The organism is Rhizobium sp. P1_B8, from assembly GCF_056406515.1.
Window position 1 is genome coordinate 48,580 of sequence record NZ_JBFTZZ010000032.1, and the last position, 17,704, is coordinate 66,283.

A 17,704-nucleotide genomic window follows, 5' to 3' on the forward strand; every position below is an offset into this window, starting at 1 on the left:
TGTCGATTATGTATATACATGTTTTGACATAAGGAAAGGCGCAAAGCTGATGACCGGGAACAATTTTTCAGAGGAAACCTCGTCCGCCGACGCCCGTCCGGCGCTTTGGCGCAATGCGCGGCTGGCCACGCTTGCGCCCGATAAAGAAGGGCTCGGCATCGTCGAAAAGGGCGCCGTCATGATCGAAAACGGCCGCATCGCCTTTGCCGGCGCCGAAAGCGACCTGCCGGCATCGGCCATCGAACACTCCGAAATCGTCGATCTGGAAGGCCGCTGGGTAACGCCCGGCCTCGTCGACTGCCACACCCATATCGTTCACGGCGGCAACCGCGCCCGCGAGTTCGAAATGCGCCTTGCAGGCGCCACCTATGAGGAGGTCGCGCGTGCCGGTGGCGGCATCGTCTCCTCGGTGAAGGCGACCAATGCGCTGTCGGTCGAGGAACTCGTCGCCGCGGCTCTGCCGCGGCTCGACACGCTGCTTGCCGAAGGTGTCACGACGATCGAGGTCAAGTCCGGTTACGGGTTGAACCGAACCGGTGAAGTGAAGATGCTCCAGAGCGCCCGCCTGCTCGGCCATATCAGACCGGTCCGCGTCGCCACCAGCTATCTCGGCGCCCATGCGACGCCTGTGGAATATAAGGGGCGCAACGGCGATTATCTCGATGATGTCGTCCTGCCAGGTCTCGACGACATGCATAACCTCGGTCTTGCCGATGCCGTCGACGGCTTTTGCGAGGGCATCGCCTTTTCCACGACCGAGATCGCGCGCGTCTTCGACAAGGCCAAGGCGCTCGGCCTGCCTGTCAAGCTGCATGCCGAGCAGCTCTCCAATCTTGGCGGCGCCAAGCTCGCCGCGTCCTATGGCGCGCTTTCAGCCGATCACCTCGAATATCTCGATGAAGATGGCGTTGCGGCGATGGCCGCAGCCGGCACCGTCGCCGTGCTGCTGCCCGGCGCCTTCTATGCGATCCATGAAAAGCAGAAGCCGCCGGTTGAGGCGTTGCGGCGGGCAGGCGTGCCGATCGCGATCGCCACTGATTGCAATCCCGGCACCTCGCCGCTCACTTCGATGCTGCTCACCATGAATATGTCGGCCACACTTTTCGGCCTGACCGTCGAGGAATGCATCGCCGGCGCCACCCGCGAAGGTGCGCGCGCGCTCGGTCTGCTCGACAAGACAGGAACGCTCGAACCCGGCAAATCCGCCGATCTCGCCATCTGGAATATCGAAAGCCTTGCCGAGCTCGTCTACCGCATCGGCTTCAATCCGCTTCACACACGCGTCTTCAAGGGCGAAAGGAACGGTCGATGACCATCACGCTCCACCCGGGTTCCGTCTCACTCAAAGATCTGGAAATCATCTACTGGACGGGCGCACCGGCAAGGCTCGATCCCGCCTTCGATGCGGGGATCGCCAAGGCCGCTGCCCGTATCGCCGAGATCGCCGCCGGCAATGCGCCGGTCTACGGCATCAATACCGGCTTCGGCAAACTCGCCTCGATCAAGATCGACAGCGCCGATGTGACCACCTTGCAGCGCAATCTCATCCTGTCGCATTGCTGCGGTGTCGGCGCGCCGCTGCCTGAGAATATCGTGCGGCTGATCATGGCGCTGAAGCTGGTCTCGCTCGGGCGCGGCGCCTCCGGCGTGCGGCTGGAGCTGGTGCGGCTGATCGAAGGCATGCTGGAAAAGGGCGTCATCCCGCTGATCCCGGAAAAGGGCTCGGTCGGCGCCTCCGGCGATCTCGCCCCGCTCGCCCATATGGCGGCAGTGATGATGGGCGAGGCCGAAGCCTTCTTCGCCGGCGAACGCCTCTCGGGTGCGCAAGCCCTCGAAAGGGCTGGTCTCAGACCGGTCGTGCTCGCCGCCAAGGAGGGCCTGGCGCTGATCAACGGCACCCAGACCTCGACGGCGCTGGCGCTGGCCGGCCTGTTTCGCGCCCATCGTGCCGCACAGGCAGCTCTTATCACCGGCGCCATGTCCACCGATGCCGCCATGGGCTCTTCGGCGCCCTTCCATCCGGATATTCACACATTGCGTGGCCATGAGGGCCAGATCGACACGGCAGCCGCGCTTCGCGCGCTGCTGGAAAACTCCATCATTCGCCAGAGCCACATCGAGGGCGACGAGCGCGTGCAGGATCCCTATTGCATCCGCTGCCAGCCGCAGGTCGACGGCGCCTGCCTCGATCTGTTGCGCTCGGTTGCCCGCACCCTTGAAATCGAGGCCAATGCGGTCACCGACAATCCGCTGGTTCTCTCGGACAATTCCGTCGTCTCCGGCGGTAATTTCCACGCCGAACCCGTCGCCTTCGCCGCCGACCAGATCGCGCTCGCCGTCTGCGAGATCGGCGCGATTTCGCAGCGCCGCATCGCGCTGCTGGTCGATCCCACACTCTCCTACGGCCTGCCGGCCTTCCTCGCCAAGAAGCCGGGCTTGAATTCCGGCCTGATGATCGCCGAGGTGACGTCGGCGGCGCTGATGTCGGAAAACAAGCAGATGTCGCACCCGGCCTCGGTCGATTCGACACCTACGTCGGCCAACCAAGAAGACCATGTCTCGATGGCCTGCCATGGCGCCCGCCGCCTGCTTGCCATGACCGAGAACCTGTTCGGCATCATCGGCATCGAGGCGCTGACCGCCGCCCAAGGCGTTGAACTGCGCGCGCCGCTATCCACGAGCCCGGAGCTTGGCAAGGCGATCGCCGCTATCCGCAGCAAAGCGCCGAGCCTCGACGCCGATCGCTACATGGCAAACGACCTCGCCGCCGCCGCCGAACTGGTGGCAACGGGCGCACTGAACGCCTCGGTTTCATCTGGCATATTGCCGGTATTGGAGGGCTGAGATGATGGTGACGGAAAAAGTCTCCTCCCCATGCGAAATTCGCCAAGGCACCTCCCCCGTCATCCTCGGCTTCCCCCATACCGGCACCGACGTGCCGGCTGAGATTGCCGACCGGCTCAACGACAATGGCAGGATGCTGGCCGACACCGACTGGCATATCCACAGGCTCTATGACGGCCTGCTGGACAACGTCACGGTGGTGCGCGCCACCTTCCACCGCTATGTGATCGACGCCAACCGCGATCCCCAGGGCGTCAGCCTCTATCCCGGCCAGAACACCACCGGCCTCATTCCGCAGACGGATTTCGACGGAAAGGCGATTTGGAAGGATGGGCAGGCGCCTGACGAAGCCGACATCGCGGCGCGGCTGCGGGACTTCCATGCTCCCTATCATGCCGCACTCGCCGCCGAGATCGAGCGCGTGAGAGCCATCCATGGCGTCGCAATTCTCTACGACTGCCACTCGATCCGCTCCCACATCCCCTTCCTCTTCGAAGGCAAGTTGCCGGATTTCAATATCGGCACCGACATGAGCAAGACGTGCGACAGCGCCATCGAGCAGGCGACGCTCACCGTCGTCGAAGCCGCCGAAGGTTACGACAGTGTGCTCAACGGTCGCTTCAAGGGCGGCTGGACGACACGCCACTATGGTCGGCCCGACACTGGTGTGCACGCGATCCAGATGGAGCTCGCGCAATCGACGCATCTCCAAACCGAGGCGACGCCCTTCGCCTACGATGCCGCCAAGGCAGACAGACTTCGCGTCCATCTTAAAAACATTCTGGTGCGCATCGAACAGATTGCACCAGGCCTGAAACGATAACGATCACTCGACAGGGGAACCGCCATGAACAATCCACGCCACAATATCCGTGAAATCCGCGCGCCCCGCGGCAACGATCTCAATGCCAAGAGCTGGATGACCGAAGCGCCGCTGCGCATGCTGATGAACAATCTCGACCCTGACGTCGCCGAAAATCCGAACGAGCTCGTCGTTTATGGCGGCATCGGCCGCGCCGCCCGCACCTGGGAGGATTTCGACCGCATCGTCGCGACGCTGAAGACGCTGACGGAAGAAGAAACCCTGATCGTCCAATCCGGCAAGCCGGTGGCCGTATTCCGCACCCACAAGGATGCGCCGCGCGTGCTGATCGCCAATTCCAACCTCGTACCGCATTGGGCGACCTGGGATCATTTCAACGAGCTGGATAAGAAGGGCCTTGCGATGTACGGCCAGATGACGGCCGGCTCGTGGATCTATATCGGCACGCAGGGCATCGTGCAGGGCACCTACGAGACCTTCGTCGAGGCCGGCCGCCAGCACTACGGCGGCAATCTCAAGGGCAAATGGATCCTGACCGGCGGCCTCGGCGGCATGGGCGGCGCCCAGCCGCTCGCCGCCGTCATGGCCGGCGCCTGCTGCCTGGCCGTCGAATGCAATCCCGATTCGATCGATTTCCGCCTGCGCACCCGCTATGTCGACGCCAAGGCCGAGACGCTCGATGAAGCGCTTGAGATGATCGACCGCTGGACCAAGGCCGGCGAGGCGAAGTCCGTCGGCCTGCTTGGAAATGCTGCCGAAATCCTGCCGGAGATGGTCCGCCGCGGCATCCGCCCCGATATCGTCACCGACCAGACCTCGGCCCACGACCCGATCAACGGCTACCTGCCGAAGGGCTGGACGATGGGTGAGTGGAAGGCAAAGCGCGAAAGCGATCCGAAGGCAGTGGAAAAAGCAGCGCGCGCCTCGATGCGCGAGCATGTCGAAGCGATGATCGCCTTCTGGAATGCCGGCGTGCCGACACTCGATTATGGCAACAATATCCGCCAGGTCGCCAAGGACGAAGGCCTCGAAAACGCCTTCGCCTTCCCGGGCTTCGTGCCGGCCTATATCCGTCCGCTGTTTTGCCGCGGCATCGGCCCCTTCCGCTGGGCGGCCCTTTCCGGCGATCCGGAGGATATCTACAAGACCGATGCCAAGGTGAAGGAGCTGCTGCCCGACAACAAGCACCTGCACAACTGGCTCGACATGGCCAGGGAGCGCATCGCCTTCCAGGGCCTGCCGGCACGCATCTGCTGGGTAGGTCTAGGCGACCGCCACAAGCTCGGCCTCGCCTTCAACGAGATGGTGAGAACGGGCGAACTCTCCGCCCCGATCGTCATCGGCCGCGACCATCTGGACTCTGGTTCCGTCGCCTCGCCGAACCGCGAGACCGAAGCGATGAAGGACGGCTCCGACGCCGTTTCCGACTGGCCGCTTCTCAATGCCCTGCTCAACACGGCATCGGGTGCGACCTGGGTGTCGCTGCATCACGGCGGCGGAGTCGGCATGGGCTTCTCGCAGCACTCCGGCATGGTCATTTGCGCCGACGGCACGGACGATGCTGCAAGGCGTCTCGAGCGTGTGCTCTGGAACGATCCGGCGACCGGCGTCATGCGCCACGCCGATGCCGGCTACGAGATCGCCATCGACTGCGCGAAGGAAAAGGGCCTGCGCCTGCCCGGCATTCTCGGGAACTGAACCCAGTGAGGATCCTGCGCGCCGGCGATCATAAACGCATGCCCTGGAAAAACGGCAAGGGAGAGACGGTGGAGATCGCCGTCTTTCCAGCTGACGCTTCGATCGACGACTTCGACTGGCGCGTCAGCATGGCGACGGTCGCAGAGGACGGCCCGTTTTCGATCTTTCCCGGCATCGACCGCACGCTGGCGATCCTTGATGGCAACGGCATGGTGCTCGAAGTGGAAGGCAGAGCGGCAGTGCCGCTGACAACGGCAAGCGATCCGCTAGCCTTCCCGGCGGATGTCCCCGTCACGGCCAGGCTCCAGGATGGATCAATCACCGATCTCAACGTCATGACACGCCGTGTCTGGCTCGCCCACAGGTTGATCCGCATCGACGTCGATGGTGGCAAGACCGTGCCGCTACCGCCCTCGACATGCCTGTTCCTCTGTCATCAGGGCGCATTGTCATTCCGGCGGGACGGCGAGACCGGCGCGCTTGCGGCCGGCGATGCACTGCTGATCGAGGACGCGGCCGCAACCGTGCTGGAAATCGATGGCGAAGCCAGATGTTATCTCGCTTCGATCACCACAGGCTGATTGCCGAACAACGAATTGAAAATATTAAACAATCGAGGATTTGGCGAGGCATGTGCATAAACCATCGCCATCTCGGGCCATGGACGTCAATCCTCGTTTCGGTCTAAACTTCGCCCTTCTGATGCAGAAGAAGACCTAGACTGCCCGCAACGTGCCGGGGAGCAAGGGAGCAGGCGTGACGGATCCATACGATATTCTCGGCGTTGAACGCGAAGCGGACGAGGCGCAATTGAAGGCCGCCTATCGGCGCCTGGCAAAGGTTGCCCACCCCGATTCGGGTGGTGATTCGGAAGCCTTTGCCAATCTGCAGAAAGCCTATGGGCTGCTTCTCGATCCGGTCCGGCGCAAGGTCTACGACGATACCGGCTACGACGTTGAATTCGCCGATGCGGCCGAATTGCAGGCGCTCGTGATGATCGAGAAACTCGTCACCGATGCAGTGCTCGACGAGCGCGCACCGGGAAGTTTCGATCCTGTCGCCGTCATGCAGGACAGCCTTTCCGAAGAACTGCGCAAGGCGCGTTTCAGCAAGAGCGAGCTGGAGCGCCACGCCTCGCGCGTCGGACTGCATCTCGAACGGCTCGAAAAACAGTCCGGCCGCGATGTGCTCGCCCACATGTTTCGCGCCCGCATCGAAGCAATCTCCAAGGCGGTCGCGGAAACCGAGGCGAAGATAAAGGCAACGGAACGCGCCGCCGACATGCTCAGCGGCTATGTCTACGACATCGATCCGTCGCCGCTGCCGGATGCCGCGGTCACCAGCATCGAATGGGTCGAAGCCTCCAGAAACCGCTCCACCGGCTGACGACGGACGACGCCGGCTATTAATATGACAGCTTCGGATACCAGTCCGCCGGCCGGCCTTCGGGCGTCGAATCGATAATGGTCCAAAGCGGCATCAGGTCGGGCGCGCCGCGCGGATCCTCGCCCGGATCAGCCGTCACCTCGCCCATCTCCTGGCTCCAGAAATGGCGGATGGTGCCGTCACGTCGCGTGAAAACGTTGAAGGCGGCACCATCGCCACCATCCGTGCCGATTGCGTGATAGTCGCGACTATAGTCGTCCGTCATATCGGAATAGAGCGGCAGGTGATGCCAGCCGCGTTCTTTCTTGAAGGCGAGCAGCTTTTCGATCGGCGAGCGGGCGACGACGGCAAGCGCTGCGCGCTGCTGGATGTCAGGCACTTCGCCATCCCAGGCCGACAGAAGCGAGGTGCACATCGGGCATGGACGCTCGCGTTGCGGGCCGAACATGTAGCTGTAGACGATCAGCGTCTCCTTGTCGGCGAAGAGCTCGCTGAAGGATATTGGCCCATCGCTGCCCTCGAAGCGGTAGTCTTTCGTCACCTCGCCGCCCGGCGGCAGCGCCCGGCGCTGTCTTGCCACACGCTCGATGTGCCGGCGCAACTCGATCTCTTCGGCCAGCAGCGCGTCGCGGGCGCTGCGATACGCCTCGCTCTCGTTGGGAAACCGGACGCCGTTCTTGGCCGCAAGCACTGCGGCGGGTGCCAGATGCTGATTATCCATGACAATAGCTCCTTCTGTTGCCTGAGAACGTGCTGAAGCCACGACCGGGGTGCCAGCACATCATGACAAGGACGATCGGCTGATGCGAAAATCGACAGTGCCGACGGAAAATATTCGCCCCGCGGTTTGTCCGGCTCGGCGTCCGGTTCGCCATAACCCAGCACATCAAGATCGCGCGTGAGCAGCCGATCGGCGAAGCCGTAAAAGACGATGAGCGTGCACGCCAACATCGTCATCGGCTATGGCCCGCGGTGATCCCTCGCACCTCGGTTTGGCGAAAGAAAAAGGCCGCTAGGGATGCGGCCTTTCCTGTTGCTGGAGACTGGATTCGATCAGCCAGCGGCCTTGATGCTGGTGTTGCAGAGGCTCCAATAGCCGCCGCCCTTCTGGATCCACTTAAGGTCGCCGAGCGTGCCGGCATCCTTGGCGGCATGGTAGGAGTCGACGCAGGTGTGCAGGCGGGCCTTACCGGGCGTCTCACTCGAATATTTCTTGTCGATCGCCTTCGGGAACTTGACGCTCTTCGGCGCCGCAGTCGTCGGCTTTGCCGGTTCCTTCTCGCTCGTGGCGGTAACGTCCGCCTCATCAGCCTTGTCGGCAGCAGCAGCGTCCGCGCCGCAGAACTTTGCGCGGAAGTCGTTCCACTTCACGTCCTTGGCGGAACCGTCGGCCTTGGCAGCCTGATACTTTGTGCTGCACTCCTTCATCGTCAACGCATGCGCCGGCGACGACATGATAAAAGCAGCAACCAGCGAGCCGGCAGCAGATAGAAGCAGTTTGTGTGACATATGATTGGCCTCCGTCGATGATGTTAACGTTTCAGTCTTCGCTTCCGCCTCGGCGTTAGGACGCTGACGACGGGAGGGTTCCATTGGGGCTTGCCTGATCTACGGCCGTCGGAAGGTGCTCCGCGAGCAGCTCCGGTACCTTGCTGATATCGATGCCGAGTTTGGAGGCGAGGCCCTGTAGCTGCTCCGACGAGAGCGCTGCGCGAATTTGGTCCGCGGTGATCGGGATATTATCGCCCGAGCCTATCCAGGAGGCTACCTGATGGCCAAGCCCGCTTTGGTTGAGTTGCGTGAGAACGCCATCGAGTCCGCCGGCATTCTGGAAAACATCTTCGGCGACCGCCAGAAGATTGACTGGCCTACCGTTCAAGACGTCGCTGACGATACTGCCTAAACCATCGAAAAGCCCCATGACACTCCCCTTGGTTTATTCGCCGTACACCACAAACGCTTACACCTGCTGAATGAACCTCCGATGAACAAAGGCCACTCCGCTTCTGGCGCCCTTGCGCCCCCGTTTCACGGGTTTGAAGAATCCCAACAACGCCCCGATCTTCGGTCCATGGAGAGCCGTGCGAGGAAGTTGTAGCGTTTGCTTATTGAAAATTTCAGTGGAACGCGAACGCACTTGGTTCACAGAGAGAGATTAATGAGGATTCATAATGACAATTCAGTGGCCACCTTCGCTTCAGAGGCGGAACGGCAGGCGGCTGACAACCTGCCTCATCCTGCAAGGGCGGGCCAAATCATGTGTAAATCTGCTGCGATACTGAATCGGTAAGAGACGTCACGCGTAAAACGTACCCATAAGAACAGGCACCAAGGCGGAAGCTCGAGGCGGCTGGGCGTGGGAGTATCATTCAATGATTGCAGGGCTGATCATCCGCTCATCGCTGACCGTCGGCGACGGCGGCACGGTAAAATGCGACGAGCGGAACATGCGATTGCTGGGGGAGGGTGTTCCCTTAGTCTGTGGCATCGCGTCGACACGCCGGAGATAGGATCGCAATCGAAGTGCATGAAGGAAAGGAAGCTGGCGCTTGTCGCCAAAGAGAGGCTAAAAAGAACTGGTGGCCGAGCGCGGGCTGAAAGTGCTCAGTGAACGGTGATCACCGGAATACCAGCTTCATCGGCGGCACGGATAAGCGCTGCTCGCGCATCCTGAGCCGGAATTTCCCCATGAATTGCGCTCCGGCACGCTCTGATCGCTATAAGATATTCTTCTCCATCGTCGATCGGCCAGCTAGCCGTCAACATTTCGGCAGCCTGGAAAAGGGTCGCGACAAGCTTGTATTTTTCCGACCCGCTTACAACGAGCATAAGAGGGGTAAACTCTGCGGATGTGTGCCATTTCATGACTTTAGTTCTCCCACGGTAAATATATTAGTAACCGTGCAAGAACTGTTCCGTGATCTTCTGCCAAAGCTCGTTTCGAAGGCCGCATCATGAAAAGGAGACCATGTCTTAAAGGCGCTTCAGTCGCCTCAGCATCGCCAACGTCAGCATAGGCACCTGTTGGCGGGGAAATGCGCCAGCCTCATTTACCCGTGCTGAAGCCAACATGGCCGCCGACATGCTCGCGAGTCGAACGCCCCGAATTACTCCGCAACGCCGACATCATCGATACCGCTTAATCCGAGGATGGCCGCGATTGCCCCTGCCGGACCGGCTCCAGCACTGCCACGTCGCCATGTTTCACCGTCCAAAGCCGGCACGGATATGTCGATCGCCGAGCCAGGTATGGAGCGGCCGATGCCGTCACCGTCGGATCGCCTTGTCCGTCTTCTCCGCGAGGGCGCAGGCTTTTTTGACGTTTGTACCCTTGCCCTTCCTTATCAAGGAGTGGGCCATGGCCCGAGACCGCCGGCGGCGGTCGGTTCGCTGCTCGAGAAAAGCATCTCATCACGGCACCACTCTTGAATAAACGGAAGGACAGGCGAGTTTTCCAGTATGGAGGAAATCATGTCCGTACCCAACGAGCCTATCGTTCCGCCGCCAGCGCCGCCGATCGGCAATCCCGAACCTGAGCGAGATCCTGGAGAGACTCCGCCGCCTGATGGCCCCGAGCCAGACGACGGCGACGATCCGATGACGCAAGCTGACGCCCAGGAGGCCCAACGAAGCCCGACTTGGGGACTGCTCTGCCGCGGCGTTCAGGTGCATGCTGCTGACTGAGATCATGCGACGTTCTTTCTGATGGGAGTGAGCTCCTCGTCCTTGGGCAGATCCGCTTGATGATTGCAGGCATAAGATCGATCACCTCTGCCAGCGACGAACTCGTCCAGAATCGGTTGCTTGTCGGCCTGGCAGCTCGATCGAGCCGACCGTCGTTGGGTTGTCAGACGAGCGACTGTTTTCACCGATCAGGCCTACTTGAGTTTTCAATGATAACACCAAGGCCATAGGATTCGCAGGCGACGCTGCAAATCCAAAATGCTCATAGAAGGCCTTGGCCTCATCGGAGATCGCGTGAACCAGAAGGCCGCGAATACCCATGATATGGGCTGCCTTTCCAGTACGCAGCACGGCGTCTTGCAACAGCGCGGCTCCGATTCCTTTTCCCTGCCAGTTGCAATCGATGGCCAGACGGCCAAGGACTGCCATGGGAACCGGGTCGGGCATGTTGCGCCGGATCGCTCCCGGAGCGTCCGCAACCGCCAGCGCTCCCGATGAGAGGCAGTAATAACCGACAAAGCGCTCGCCCTCGCAGCCCACATTGGTTCGCGATGCGCCGCTGACCTGATTGGCCCGCGCCCTGCGGCGCAGCCATTCATCAAGGCTGTCGTGCCCGCTGTCGAATCGCTGGAGATCGTGCGCTTCGCAGAGAAGCGTCGGTGCAGACAACATTACGGCTGCCAGGGTTTGGGAGCTTTCATCAACCGTTCGAAGCCTTCGCTATCTGGCGGCTGGTCGAGGACGGCGAGATAGTGTTTGTAGCTGTCAGGATCGACCCGCACCAATGTCTGATCGAGAAGCGCGTCTTCTGCGGCACGGCGCGATGCGTCGATCATGAAATCCGAACGGGTTTTCCCGTGGGCCTTGGCGGCGCGGTCGATCAGGACGCGAACGTCCTCACGAACCCTCAAGTTAACGGCGCGGGTATGGGTATCGGTGGCGTTTTTCCTGGTCATGGCCTTTTCCTTCAAGGCCTTATACCACAAACGGGTGTATCTATTTCCTGCGACGTTGCGGGTTGATATCCCCAGAGCCTCCCTTTCGGTTCGTTCTGGACATGGGCGCTGATCGCTTTCGATCGGAAGCCCGGCTTTCACCGCTAGACAAGAAACTGGCGACGCCAGTTCCTCAATCCCTACGCCTTCGAGAACGCGCCCGCCGCATTGCGGGCGCTAGTTGAGTGATCCAGCAGCCCGGGATCGCGCCTCTCGCCCACGAACCAGCAAATCCGCGCATTTGGAAAGGCGAACACTGGGCACAAGCTCATCTGCGTGCCGCCAATATTCGGCGGCAATGACGATCGTTCGCGTGTTCTCAATCAAATCCGCTGGATCGACGCTTTCCCGCGACCCATTCGTCGAGCCCCTTGAGCATTTTGCGGGGCTTCGGCTCCTTCAATTGCAAATTATTGACTGAGAGCCTGAGGGGCACAGTACCTCCGCTCAAAGGTAAGCTCGCGAAAAGAACACCGCCGTCGTTAAAAAGGCCACCGCGAGAGTTAGCAGCCGAACCACCGATGATGGCAGCCTTCGTCCGATATGCGCTCCGATCCACCCGCCGATAATGGCTCCAATCGTCATGGGAATGCACTCCTGCCATACGATTGCCCCGGCAAGTACGAAGACGATGACGGCGACTGCGTTGGCGGCGGTTACCATCACCATTCTTGTCGGATTCAGGCTCTTGATGTCCCCGCCCCCGAGCGCGCTCCACGCCGCAAGCATCATGAGACCCACCGCGCCGCCAAAATAGCCGCCATAAAGACCGAGAAAGAACTGAACCGTTGCGAACGCCAGAACACTCGGACGTGCCTGCGTCTGCAACTGGGCGCTGAGCCTCGGACCTGCAGCGAGCATCAATGTCGCCACCAGCAAAAGCCATGGCAGGATACCATCGAAAATCCTCGAAGGGGTTAGCAGCAATAGAATGCTTCCGGCCACACCACCCATCACCGTCACGACAGCAATGGGCACGACATTGACGCCGCACACACTCCTAACCCCATCACGGTAGACCCACGAGCTCGCCATACCGCCGGGGAACAGGGCTAAGGTGCTTGTCGCGTTTGCGGCTACCGACGGCACTCCGACCGATATCAGCGCCGGCAGGGATACGAACGACCCGCCGCCCGCCAACGCATTCATGCTGCCTGCTAACAAGCCAGCAAGGAAAAGAAGCATTATATCGTACATGTTCAGGTCGCCTTAGCACCCAAGCCTGATTTCGGCCGAGCCTTTTGTCCAATACCGCGGTCACATTGCCGTACGACGTTGTGCGTCCATAAGAGTCCGCCCCACGACTAGTATCCTGTCATTTCGAGATATCCGACGCCTGACATTGAACCCCTGAGATCTATCGGCCCCTCCCAGTATGGCGTCGATGTCGCCATCCAGGACTGGTCATTCAACGGTTTGGTTCTTATATCGAGCGACTTACCTGGAACGCGTATTCGCCATTCCACCGGTATCTCTCGCCCCTTGACTGTTGCCTTCCGCAAAGGCTCCAGTTGAACCTCTTCTTTCGACAGGGGTGTCGTTCGCCCGTCCGAGGATATCCAGTTCGCGGAGATGAACCCGTCCTTATCATCGCGAAGGCGAAAGGCCATAAGCTTCTCGCCAGAGTCGAAATGTAATGAGAACCAGTCCCAGCCCGTCTGGTTTGAGGCGAGCGGCTGAGACGACCACTCCCGATCCAGCCACGCTCTCCCGGTGACCTTCACCGGGGATCCGGAGATCGTGATTGCGCCGGAGACCTTGTAGAACGGTTGCGAGTAGTAGTAGCTCGCCTGCCCGCCTGATGACTTCACAGAAAACCCGTTTTCACCCTGCAGCACGAGCGGGCCGTCGGCGCCAAGGTTCAAGCCAAAGCTGAAATCCGTCCCGCTCGCAGTCACCGAAAGATCCCTAAGGTCAAAGGCGCTCTCAGTGGAACCAGTCATCTGCCAGTCGTCGATCCATGCCCGAAACGGCGTGGCCTCGACGCCTGCCTGTCCAACGCCGCCCCGGCCCAAGCGCTCGGCGACGAACTGGTGAGACTGGGTGGTAATCGCCGCATGCCCGATCCATAGCTGGGGATCTGCGAAGCCTGGCCTTTCTTCCGGAGCCAGAGCGGATCGAAACAATGTCCACTGCGCCCCATACCGCTTGCCATCCTCACCCTTGAGGTTGGCGGTGACATACCACCACTCAATCCGATAATCCGGATGAGCGCCATGATCGGCAGGAAACGAGAGATCGCGTCCACGCTCCGGGATCGAAAAGCCCTGTGCATCCGATCCCAGTCCGGCGAACCCCTGCCCCGACGCCTGTTCAGCCAGAGAGACCATAGCCACTGCGACAAAAGCGGATGAAACTTTTCTAACGTTCATTCGCGAAAATCCTAAGCAGGTCTGCAGGATTAATCGTGGCCAGGCGCCTGACCGGCACCAGCACCGACAAGAACGCCGCCAGCAGCGCAATCGCTCCCAGCCAGAGCCAGTCGATCGGAAAGACCACCATCGGCAAGCGCCACCCGAAAGCCTCCACGTTCACAATCGAAAGCAGCACCCATGCCAGAGTAAGACCGACCGGAATCGCCGCCAGAAATGTCACGAGCCACAGCGCCAGTGTCCGGGCAATTTCGTATAGAGCTAGATCTCGACGCCGCACACCGATCGCCCAGACTGGTGCAAGCTGCGGAAGCCGAATTCCAGAGAGGGTCAGGAGGCTTGAGAACATGGCAAATCCCGCCACCGCCAGCGTGAGGACGTTCAGTGCACCTGTCACCTTAAATGTCTGGTCGAAGATGGCTCGCGACTGTCGCTTGAGTGAAGCCTGGTCGACGATCGCTGTCTCAGGCAGACCCAATTCCGCGACCAGCTGACGTTTCAGGTCCTGGGCTTGCTCGGGAGGCACGCGGACGCCGTATCGGACCTTCGACACATTCGGGTAATGATCAACCAAGGTATCGATGCCAACAATTACCTGCCCGATGGGGTTTCCGTAGTCTGAATAAACGCCAACTACGGTAGCAGTCCACCCACCCGGCATAACCAAAGGCTGGCCGATCTTAGCTTGACCACGACGCCACATCTGCTCGTTGACGAGAGCGCCCTGCCCGTTAGCAACCGTTCCCCACACGTCCTTATCGGAAGCGATCAGAGGCCAGTGCTCCCGATAGGTCGGATCATCTGCGACGCCAAAAATCTGGACCTGCTCACCTGAGACCTCACCGTCGACGCTCCAGATCGGAAGGACTGCTGTGGCGTGCCGCTGAAGCCAGGTCCGCAGTCGCTCGGACTGGTCGTCATCCTTGGCGGTCACGTATAGCTCTGCGGCCAAGCGTTGATCCAGCCATCCGATAAACGTCAATCGGAAACTGGAAACCATCGTGCCGACACCAATGTTTGCCGACAATGCTAGAAGAAGGGCCATCAGGGCCAGTGACAGCCCCGGCAGCTGTATACGGGTATCTGCCCAGAACCATTCCATAAGAGCGCTTCTTGCGAAATGTTGAGCCGTGATCAGGGCAACGGCAATAAGCCCTGGCAGTATCAGTGCCGCTCCGAGAAGCAGGCACGCGAGTACTGCAAAGCCCGCGACAAGGCCGGACCCGGCTATTGCAAGCAGGGCTGCCAATATTAGCAACGACCCGCCAGCTCCAGCCTGATAAACCAGCGAGCGCGCTGATGCTCTCGCCCACGCCCTTGGTTGAGCCGCTGCGAGGATCGGCAGTTTCCAGACGCGCCAAAGGCTCTGTGCCGAGGAAACGCCGGTCCCTCCAAGAGCGATCGCCAGTCCCGCTAGCCACCATTCGGGCCGAATTGACAGCGAGCCCGACACATTCGCCCCATACAAGTTCCGTAAGGTGGCAGCGACACCCGGCATCAAGAGCCAGGCGATGATGTAGCCGAGAATAACCCCGAGAACGCCGGAAACCAAGGCCAGTATCGACAGTTCAACCACGAGCATGACGGCCAGAGTCCGAAGGGAAACACCAAGAGATCGCAGTGTTCGAAAGGTACCGCGACGCTGCTCGAAGGTCAGGCCTGTTGTGGAGTAAACAATGAACAGACCGACGACGAACGACAGAAACCCGAAAGCGCTCAGGTTAAGGTGGAAGCTGTCCGTGAGGCGAGAGACATCCGGCTGGTCGGCCGGTTCGCGAATGGTCAGCCCCGGCGCTATTTGTTCGAGAGCTTGAACTGTAACCCGCTCATCGGGAGCTATGACCAGACGGTCGATCTTCCCATGTTTTTCAAGCAATTTGTCCGCTACGGAGATGTCCAAGAAGGCAGCGCCGTCTGGGACGTTGCCGTCGACTTTGACGGCCATGTCCGTGTTGCCACGAAGCCGCTCGGCAGTCGCGGCCGATACCAAGAGAAGCCCAGTGGTGGAAAAGAAGCCGGAGAGCTCCGCACCGTTTGCGATGGTCACGCCCGAGCTATCCCCGGGCATGGTCAGCGGCTCGATGCCGACCATTCTTATCCGCACCGGCCCAAAGCGATAGTTGCCCTCGATGACAGGCGAAACGTCCAGGCCTGCTCGGCGAAGGCTTCCATACACTGTGGTCGCAATACCACCATCGTCATTGGCAACGATCTGTCGAAGGCTTCCTTGCTCGAGAACCGATGATGCCCGTGCGTAACTTGCCCTAGCCTCGGCATTGATTGCTTGGACGCCGGACCAAAGCGCCGTTGCGAGCGTGATTCCCATGACCAAGGTGAGGAGCTGAAGCGGCTTTCGGCGCCAGTGCGACAGCAGCGCTGCGAAGGCGACGAGGTTCATTCGTCAATCTTCCCGCCGCGAAGAACCACTATTCGATCCAGACGGCCTGCAAGCCTTGCGGAGTGAGTCACAAGCAGAAGAGCGGACCCCGCGGTCCGTGACAGGCTGACCATAAGATCTAGGACCCTGTCTCCGGTCTGCTCATCCAGGTTGCCCGTTGGCTCGTCCGCGAGAATGAGTGGCGGCCGCGCGGCCAAGGTTCGCCCAATCGCAACGCGCTGTTGCTGACCTCCAGATAGTTGCTCGGGGTAGCGGGTGATGTAATCACGCAGCCCCAATTTGCCAATCAGCTCCATCTCCCAAACAGGGTCAAATCGATCGGCGAGCTTTGCGTGGAATGAGATATTGGCGGCGACCGTCAGCGAAGGGATGAGATTAAACTGTTGAAAAACCAAGCCCACCTGGGTTCTACGGTAATGAGCGCATTCATTCTCATTGAGCTGCCGGATGTCCCGTCCGTTCATGACGATGGATCCACTATCCGCGCGATCCAGGCAGCCAGCCAGGTGCAGCAGCGTACTCTTGCCACTGCCGGACTCTCCCGTAAGCGCCACGCTGTCGCCAGAGGCCACCTGAAGGTCGACCCCCTTTAGTATTTCGATTAGCCCCTCGGCCGTGGTGTAGGATTTTCTGACGCCTGAGAGGGTAAGGATCATGTCGGTCTCTTAGTCAGGGATTCGCAGAATGCAACGACCTATGGGTGACCTAAGAATTTCTTCGGAGGATCACAAGACCTTGGTCCGAAACGTTCACCTTTGAAGGGCCAAGACTACCACGTTCGCCGCGACCTACCGCTAATTGGGATCGCTTCAGCTCGTAGTCAGCGTGGCCCCACGACGAACCAAGGAGTCGATACCTGATTGTCGTCATCGCCGTCGGGGATGGACATCCTCACCGTTCATCAGGGCGCAGCGACCGCAGGGACAAATTTGCGAAGAAGCTCAAGCACTCCATCAGCAATCGCTGTGGCTCCTTCTCAACTGACATCGCTATTCGTCCAGATTGCCTTTGACATCTCGCGACCAGCAATATATCTATACGGCTATATAGCCAAATGGTGATGCATGGATAGCAGCCTCGATGCGATTTTCTCCGCGCTCTCAGATCCAACAAGGAGAGCTATCCTTGAGCGGCTTGCTCGCGGCAAGGCGACCGTGTCCGAACTCGCAGATCCCTTCGAGTTGTCTCAGCCTGCCATTTCTAAGCATCTGAAGGTCCTGGAACAGGCCGGATTGATCCGCTCCGGCCGTGAAGCGAATTCGCGTCCCCGCGTCCTCGAGCCGGCTGCGTTGAAGACAATTGCTGATTGGATCGCCGATTACAGACGCTTCTGGGATCAAAGCTTTGATCGTCTTGATGACTATCTGTCCAAGGTACAAGGATACGAAAATGACTAATCCAGAGACCGACACCGACAACGCCCGCGACCTGGTTCTTGTACGAAGGTTTGATGCCCCATGCGATCTGGTTTTCAGGGCATGGACCGACCCGAAAGCGTTCGCAC

Annotated in this window: 17 protein-coding genes and 3 pseudogenes; 10 read left to right on the forward strand and 10 right to left on the reverse strand. The window is 60.3% G+C overall.

From position 1 onward, the window contains the following. The first annotated feature begins 49 nt into the window (after window positions 1-49). From hutI to AC1D2N_RS29280, 6 genes are all read left to right on the forward strand, one after another. Window positions 50-1,312, forward strand: a complete 1,263-nt coding sequence (gene hutI, locus AC1D2N_RS29255; RefSeq protein ID WP_130653712.1) for an imidazolonepropionase — start codon at window positions 50-52, stop codon at window positions 1,310-1,312. Beyond that, on the forward strand, window positions 1,309-2,844 hold the full coding sequence (gene hutH / locus AC1D2N_RS29260) for a histidine ammonia-lyase (RefSeq protein WP_130653713.1): 1,536 nt from the start codon (window positions 1,309-1,311) through the stop codon (window positions 2,842-2,844). Before hutI ends, hutH begins: the two co-directional genes overlap by 4 nt. Window position 2,845: 1 nt before the next feature. Then, a complete protein-coding gene (gene hutG, locus AC1D2N_RS29265; RefSeq protein WP_130653714.1) occupies window positions 2,846-3,667 on the forward strand; it encodes an N-formylglutamate deformylase in 822 nt (273 codons plus the stop codon). A 24-nt stretch (window positions 3,668-3,691) separates the two neighbouring features. Continuing rightward, window positions 3,692-5,365 carry a urocanate hydratase gene (gene hutU / locus AC1D2N_RS29270; RefSeq protein WP_018246339.1) on the forward strand — a complete coding sequence of 558 codons (1,674 nt, stop codon included), beginning with the start codon at window positions 3,692-3,694 and terminating at the stop codon, window positions 5,363-5,365. Window positions 5,366-5,370: 5 nt separating this feature from the next. Continuing rightward, window positions 5,371-5,946 carry a HutD/Ves family protein gene (locus AC1D2N_RS29275; RefSeq protein WP_130653715.1) on the forward strand — a complete coding sequence of 192 codons (576 nt, stop codon included), beginning with the start codon at window positions 5,371-5,373 and terminating at the stop codon, window positions 5,944-5,946. A 175-nt stretch (window positions 5,947-6,121) separates the two neighbouring features. Beyond that, window positions 6,122-6,751 (forward strand): J domain-containing protein, encoded by a 630-nt coding sequence (locus AC1D2N_RS29280; RefSeq protein WP_130653716.1) that lies wholly within the window; start codon window positions 6,122-6,124, stop codon window positions 6,749-6,751. Window positions 6,752-6,770: 19 nt separating this feature from the next. Here AC1D2N_RS29280 and AC1D2N_RS29285 read toward each other — a convergent pair whose 3' ends face one another. From AC1D2N_RS29285 to AC1D2N_RS29295, 3 genes are all read right to left on the reverse strand, one after another. Then, window positions 6,771-7,472, reverse strand: coding sequence for a DUF899 family protein (locus tag AC1D2N_RS29285; RefSeq protein ID WP_115156662.1), 702 nt, complete (start codon window positions 7,470-7,472; stop codon window positions 6,771-6,773). Window positions 7,473-7,804: 332 nt separating this feature from the next. Further along, entirely contained in the window at window positions 7,805-8,260 is a 456-nt protein-coding gene (locus AC1D2N_RS29290) for a hypothetical protein (protein WP_018483799.1), read from the reverse strand. A 55-nt stretch (window positions 8,261-8,315) separates the two neighbouring features. After that, window positions 8,316-8,672: a YidB family protein gene (locus AC1D2N_RS29295; RefSeq protein WP_130653717.1), complete on the reverse strand. Its 357-nt coding sequence runs from the start codon at window positions 8,670-8,672 to the stop codon at window positions 8,316-8,318. Window positions 8,673-9,123: 451 nt separating this feature from the next. Between AC1D2N_RS29295 and AC1D2N_RS29300 the strand changes: the two are divergent. Next, a pseudogene (locus tag AC1D2N_RS29300) lies at window positions 9,124-9,357 on the forward strand (thermonuclease family protein); the annotation flags it as partial. Here the strand turns inward: AC1D2N_RS29300 and AC1D2N_RS29305 are convergent. Beyond that, window positions 9,356-9,616, reverse strand: coding sequence for a DUF982 domain-containing protein (locus AC1D2N_RS29305; protein ID WP_130653718.1), 261 nt, complete (start codon window positions 9,614-9,616; stop codon window positions 9,356-9,358). The pseudogene AC1D2N_RS29300 and the gene AC1D2N_RS29305 sit on opposite strands and share 2 nt — an antisense overlap. 606 nt (window positions 9,617-10,222) lie before the next feature. On the opposite strand from AC1D2N_RS29305, the gene AC1D2N_RS29310 reads away from it, so the two are divergent. Next, complete coding sequence (locus AC1D2N_RS29310) at window positions 10,223-10,435, forward strand: hypothetical protein (protein ID WP_165403074.1); 213 nt, start codon at window positions 10,223-10,225, stop codon at window positions 10,433-10,435. Window positions 10,436-10,639: 204 nt separating this feature from the next. Here AC1D2N_RS29310 and AC1D2N_RS29315 read toward each other — a convergent pair. From AC1D2N_RS29315 to AC1D2N_RS29340, 6 genes and pseudogenes are all read right to left on the reverse strand, one after another. Next, window positions 10,640-11,107 (reverse strand): annotated as a pseudogene (locus tag AC1D2N_RS29315) (GNAT family N-acetyltransferase); the annotation flags it as partial. Further along, window positions 11,107-11,391, reverse strand: a complete 285-nt coding sequence (locus AC1D2N_RS29320) for a type II toxin-antitoxin system TacA family antitoxin (protein WP_130653719.1) — start codon at window positions 11,389-11,391, stop codon at window positions 11,107-11,109. The pseudogene AC1D2N_RS29315 and the gene AC1D2N_RS29320, both read right to left, overlap by 1 nt. A 486-nt stretch (window positions 11,392-11,877) precedes the next feature. Then, complete coding sequence (locus AC1D2N_RS29325; protein ID WP_065276505.1) at window positions 11,878-12,627, reverse strand: sulfite exporter TauE/SafE family protein; 750 nt, start codon at window positions 12,625-12,627, stop codon at window positions 11,878-11,880. Between the two features lie 107 nt (window positions 12,628-12,734). Continuing rightward, window positions 12,735-13,802, reverse strand: coding sequence for a lipocalin-like domain-containing protein (locus tag AC1D2N_RS29330; protein WP_130653720.1), 1,068 nt, complete (start codon window positions 13,800-13,802; stop codon window positions 12,735-12,737). After that, the gene (locus tag AC1D2N_RS29335) at window positions 13,792-16,200 is read right to left on the reverse strand and encodes an ABC transporter permease (protein ID WP_130653721.1); all 2,409 of its coding nucleotides are present in this window, start codon (window positions 16,198-16,200) and stop codon (window positions 13,792-13,794) included. Before AC1D2N_RS29335 ends, AC1D2N_RS29330 begins: the two co-directional genes overlap by 11 nt. Next, the gene (locus AC1D2N_RS29340; protein ID WP_130653722.1) at window positions 16,197-16,856 is read right to left on the reverse strand and encodes an ABC transporter ATP-binding protein; all 660 of its coding nucleotides are present in this window, start codon (window positions 16,854-16,856) and stop codon (window positions 16,197-16,199) included. Before AC1D2N_RS29340 ends, AC1D2N_RS29335 begins: the two co-directional genes overlap by 4 nt. Window positions 16,857-17,264: 408 nt before the next feature. Between AC1D2N_RS29340 and AC1D2N_RS29345 the strand changes: the two genes are divergently transcribed. Further along, window positions 17,265-17,597 carry an ArsR/SmtB family transcription factor gene (locus tag AC1D2N_RS29345; protein ID WP_112908524.1) on the forward strand — a complete coding sequence of 111 codons (333 nt, stop codon included), beginning with the start codon at window positions 17,265-17,267 and terminating at the stop codon, window positions 17,595-17,597. Further along, window positions 17,590-17,704: pseudogene (locus tag AC1D2N_RS29350) on the forward strand (SRPBCC domain-containing protein); the annotation flags it as partial. The gene AC1D2N_RS29345 and the pseudogene AC1D2N_RS29350, both read left to right, overlap by 8 nt.

Coding starts and splice junctions, on each gene's coding strand:
- hutI (WP_130653712.1), top strand. CDS start 50: ATGACCGGGAACAATTTTTCAGAGGAAACCTCGTCCGCCGACGCCCGT.
- hutH (WP_130653713.1), top strand. CDS start 1,309: ATGACCATCACGCTCCACCCGGGTTCCGTCTCACTCAAAGATCTGGAA.
- hutG (WP_130653714.1), top strand. CDS start 2,846: ATGATGGTGACGGAAAAAGTCTCCTCCCCATGCGAAATTCGCCAAGGC.
- hutU (WP_018246339.1), top strand. CDS start 3,692: ATGAACAATCCACGCCACAATATCCGTGAAATCCGCGCGCCCCGCGGC.
- AC1D2N_RS29285 (WP_115156662.1), bottom strand. CDS start 7,472: ATGGATAATCAGCATCTGGCACCCGCCGCAGTGCTTGCGGCCAAGAAC.
- AC1D2N_RS29290 (WP_018483799.1), bottom strand. CDS start 8,260: ATGTCACACAAACTGCTTCTATCTGCTGCCGGCTCGCTGGTTGCTGCT.
- AC1D2N_RS29295 (WP_130653717.1), bottom strand. CDS start 8,672: ATGGGGCTTTTCGATGGTTTAGGCAGTATCGTCAGCGACGTCTTGAAC.
- AC1D2N_RS29305 (WP_130653718.1), bottom strand. CDS start 9,616: ATGAAATGGCACACATCCGCAGAGTTTACCCCTCTTATGCTCGTTGTA.
- AC1D2N_RS29310 (WP_165403074.1), top strand. CDS start 10,223: ATGTCCGTACCCAACGAGCCTATCGTTCCGCCGCCAGCGCCGCCGATC.
- AC1D2N_RS29320 (WP_130653719.1), bottom strand. CDS start 11,391: ATGACCAGGAAAAACGCCACCGATACCCATACCCGCGCCGTTAACTTG.
- AC1D2N_RS29325 (WP_065276505.1), bottom strand. CDS start 12,627: ATGTACGATATAATGCTTCTTTTCCTTGCTGGCTTGTTAGCAGGCAGC.
- AC1D2N_RS29330 (WP_130653720.1), bottom strand. CDS start 13,802: ATGAACGTTAGAAAAGTTTCATCCGCTTTTGTCGCAGTGGCTATGGTC.
- AC1D2N_RS29335 (WP_130653721.1), bottom strand. CDS start 16,200: ATGAACCTCGTCGCCTTCGCAGCGCTGCTGTCGCACTGGCGCCGAAAG.
- AC1D2N_RS29340 (WP_130653722.1), bottom strand. CDS start 16,856: ATGATCCTTACCCTCTCAGGCGTCAGAAAATCCTACACCACGGCCGAG.
- AC1D2N_RS29345 (WP_112908524.1), top strand. CDS start 17,265: ATGGATAGCAGCCTCGATGCGATTTTCTCCGCGCTCTCAGATCCAACA.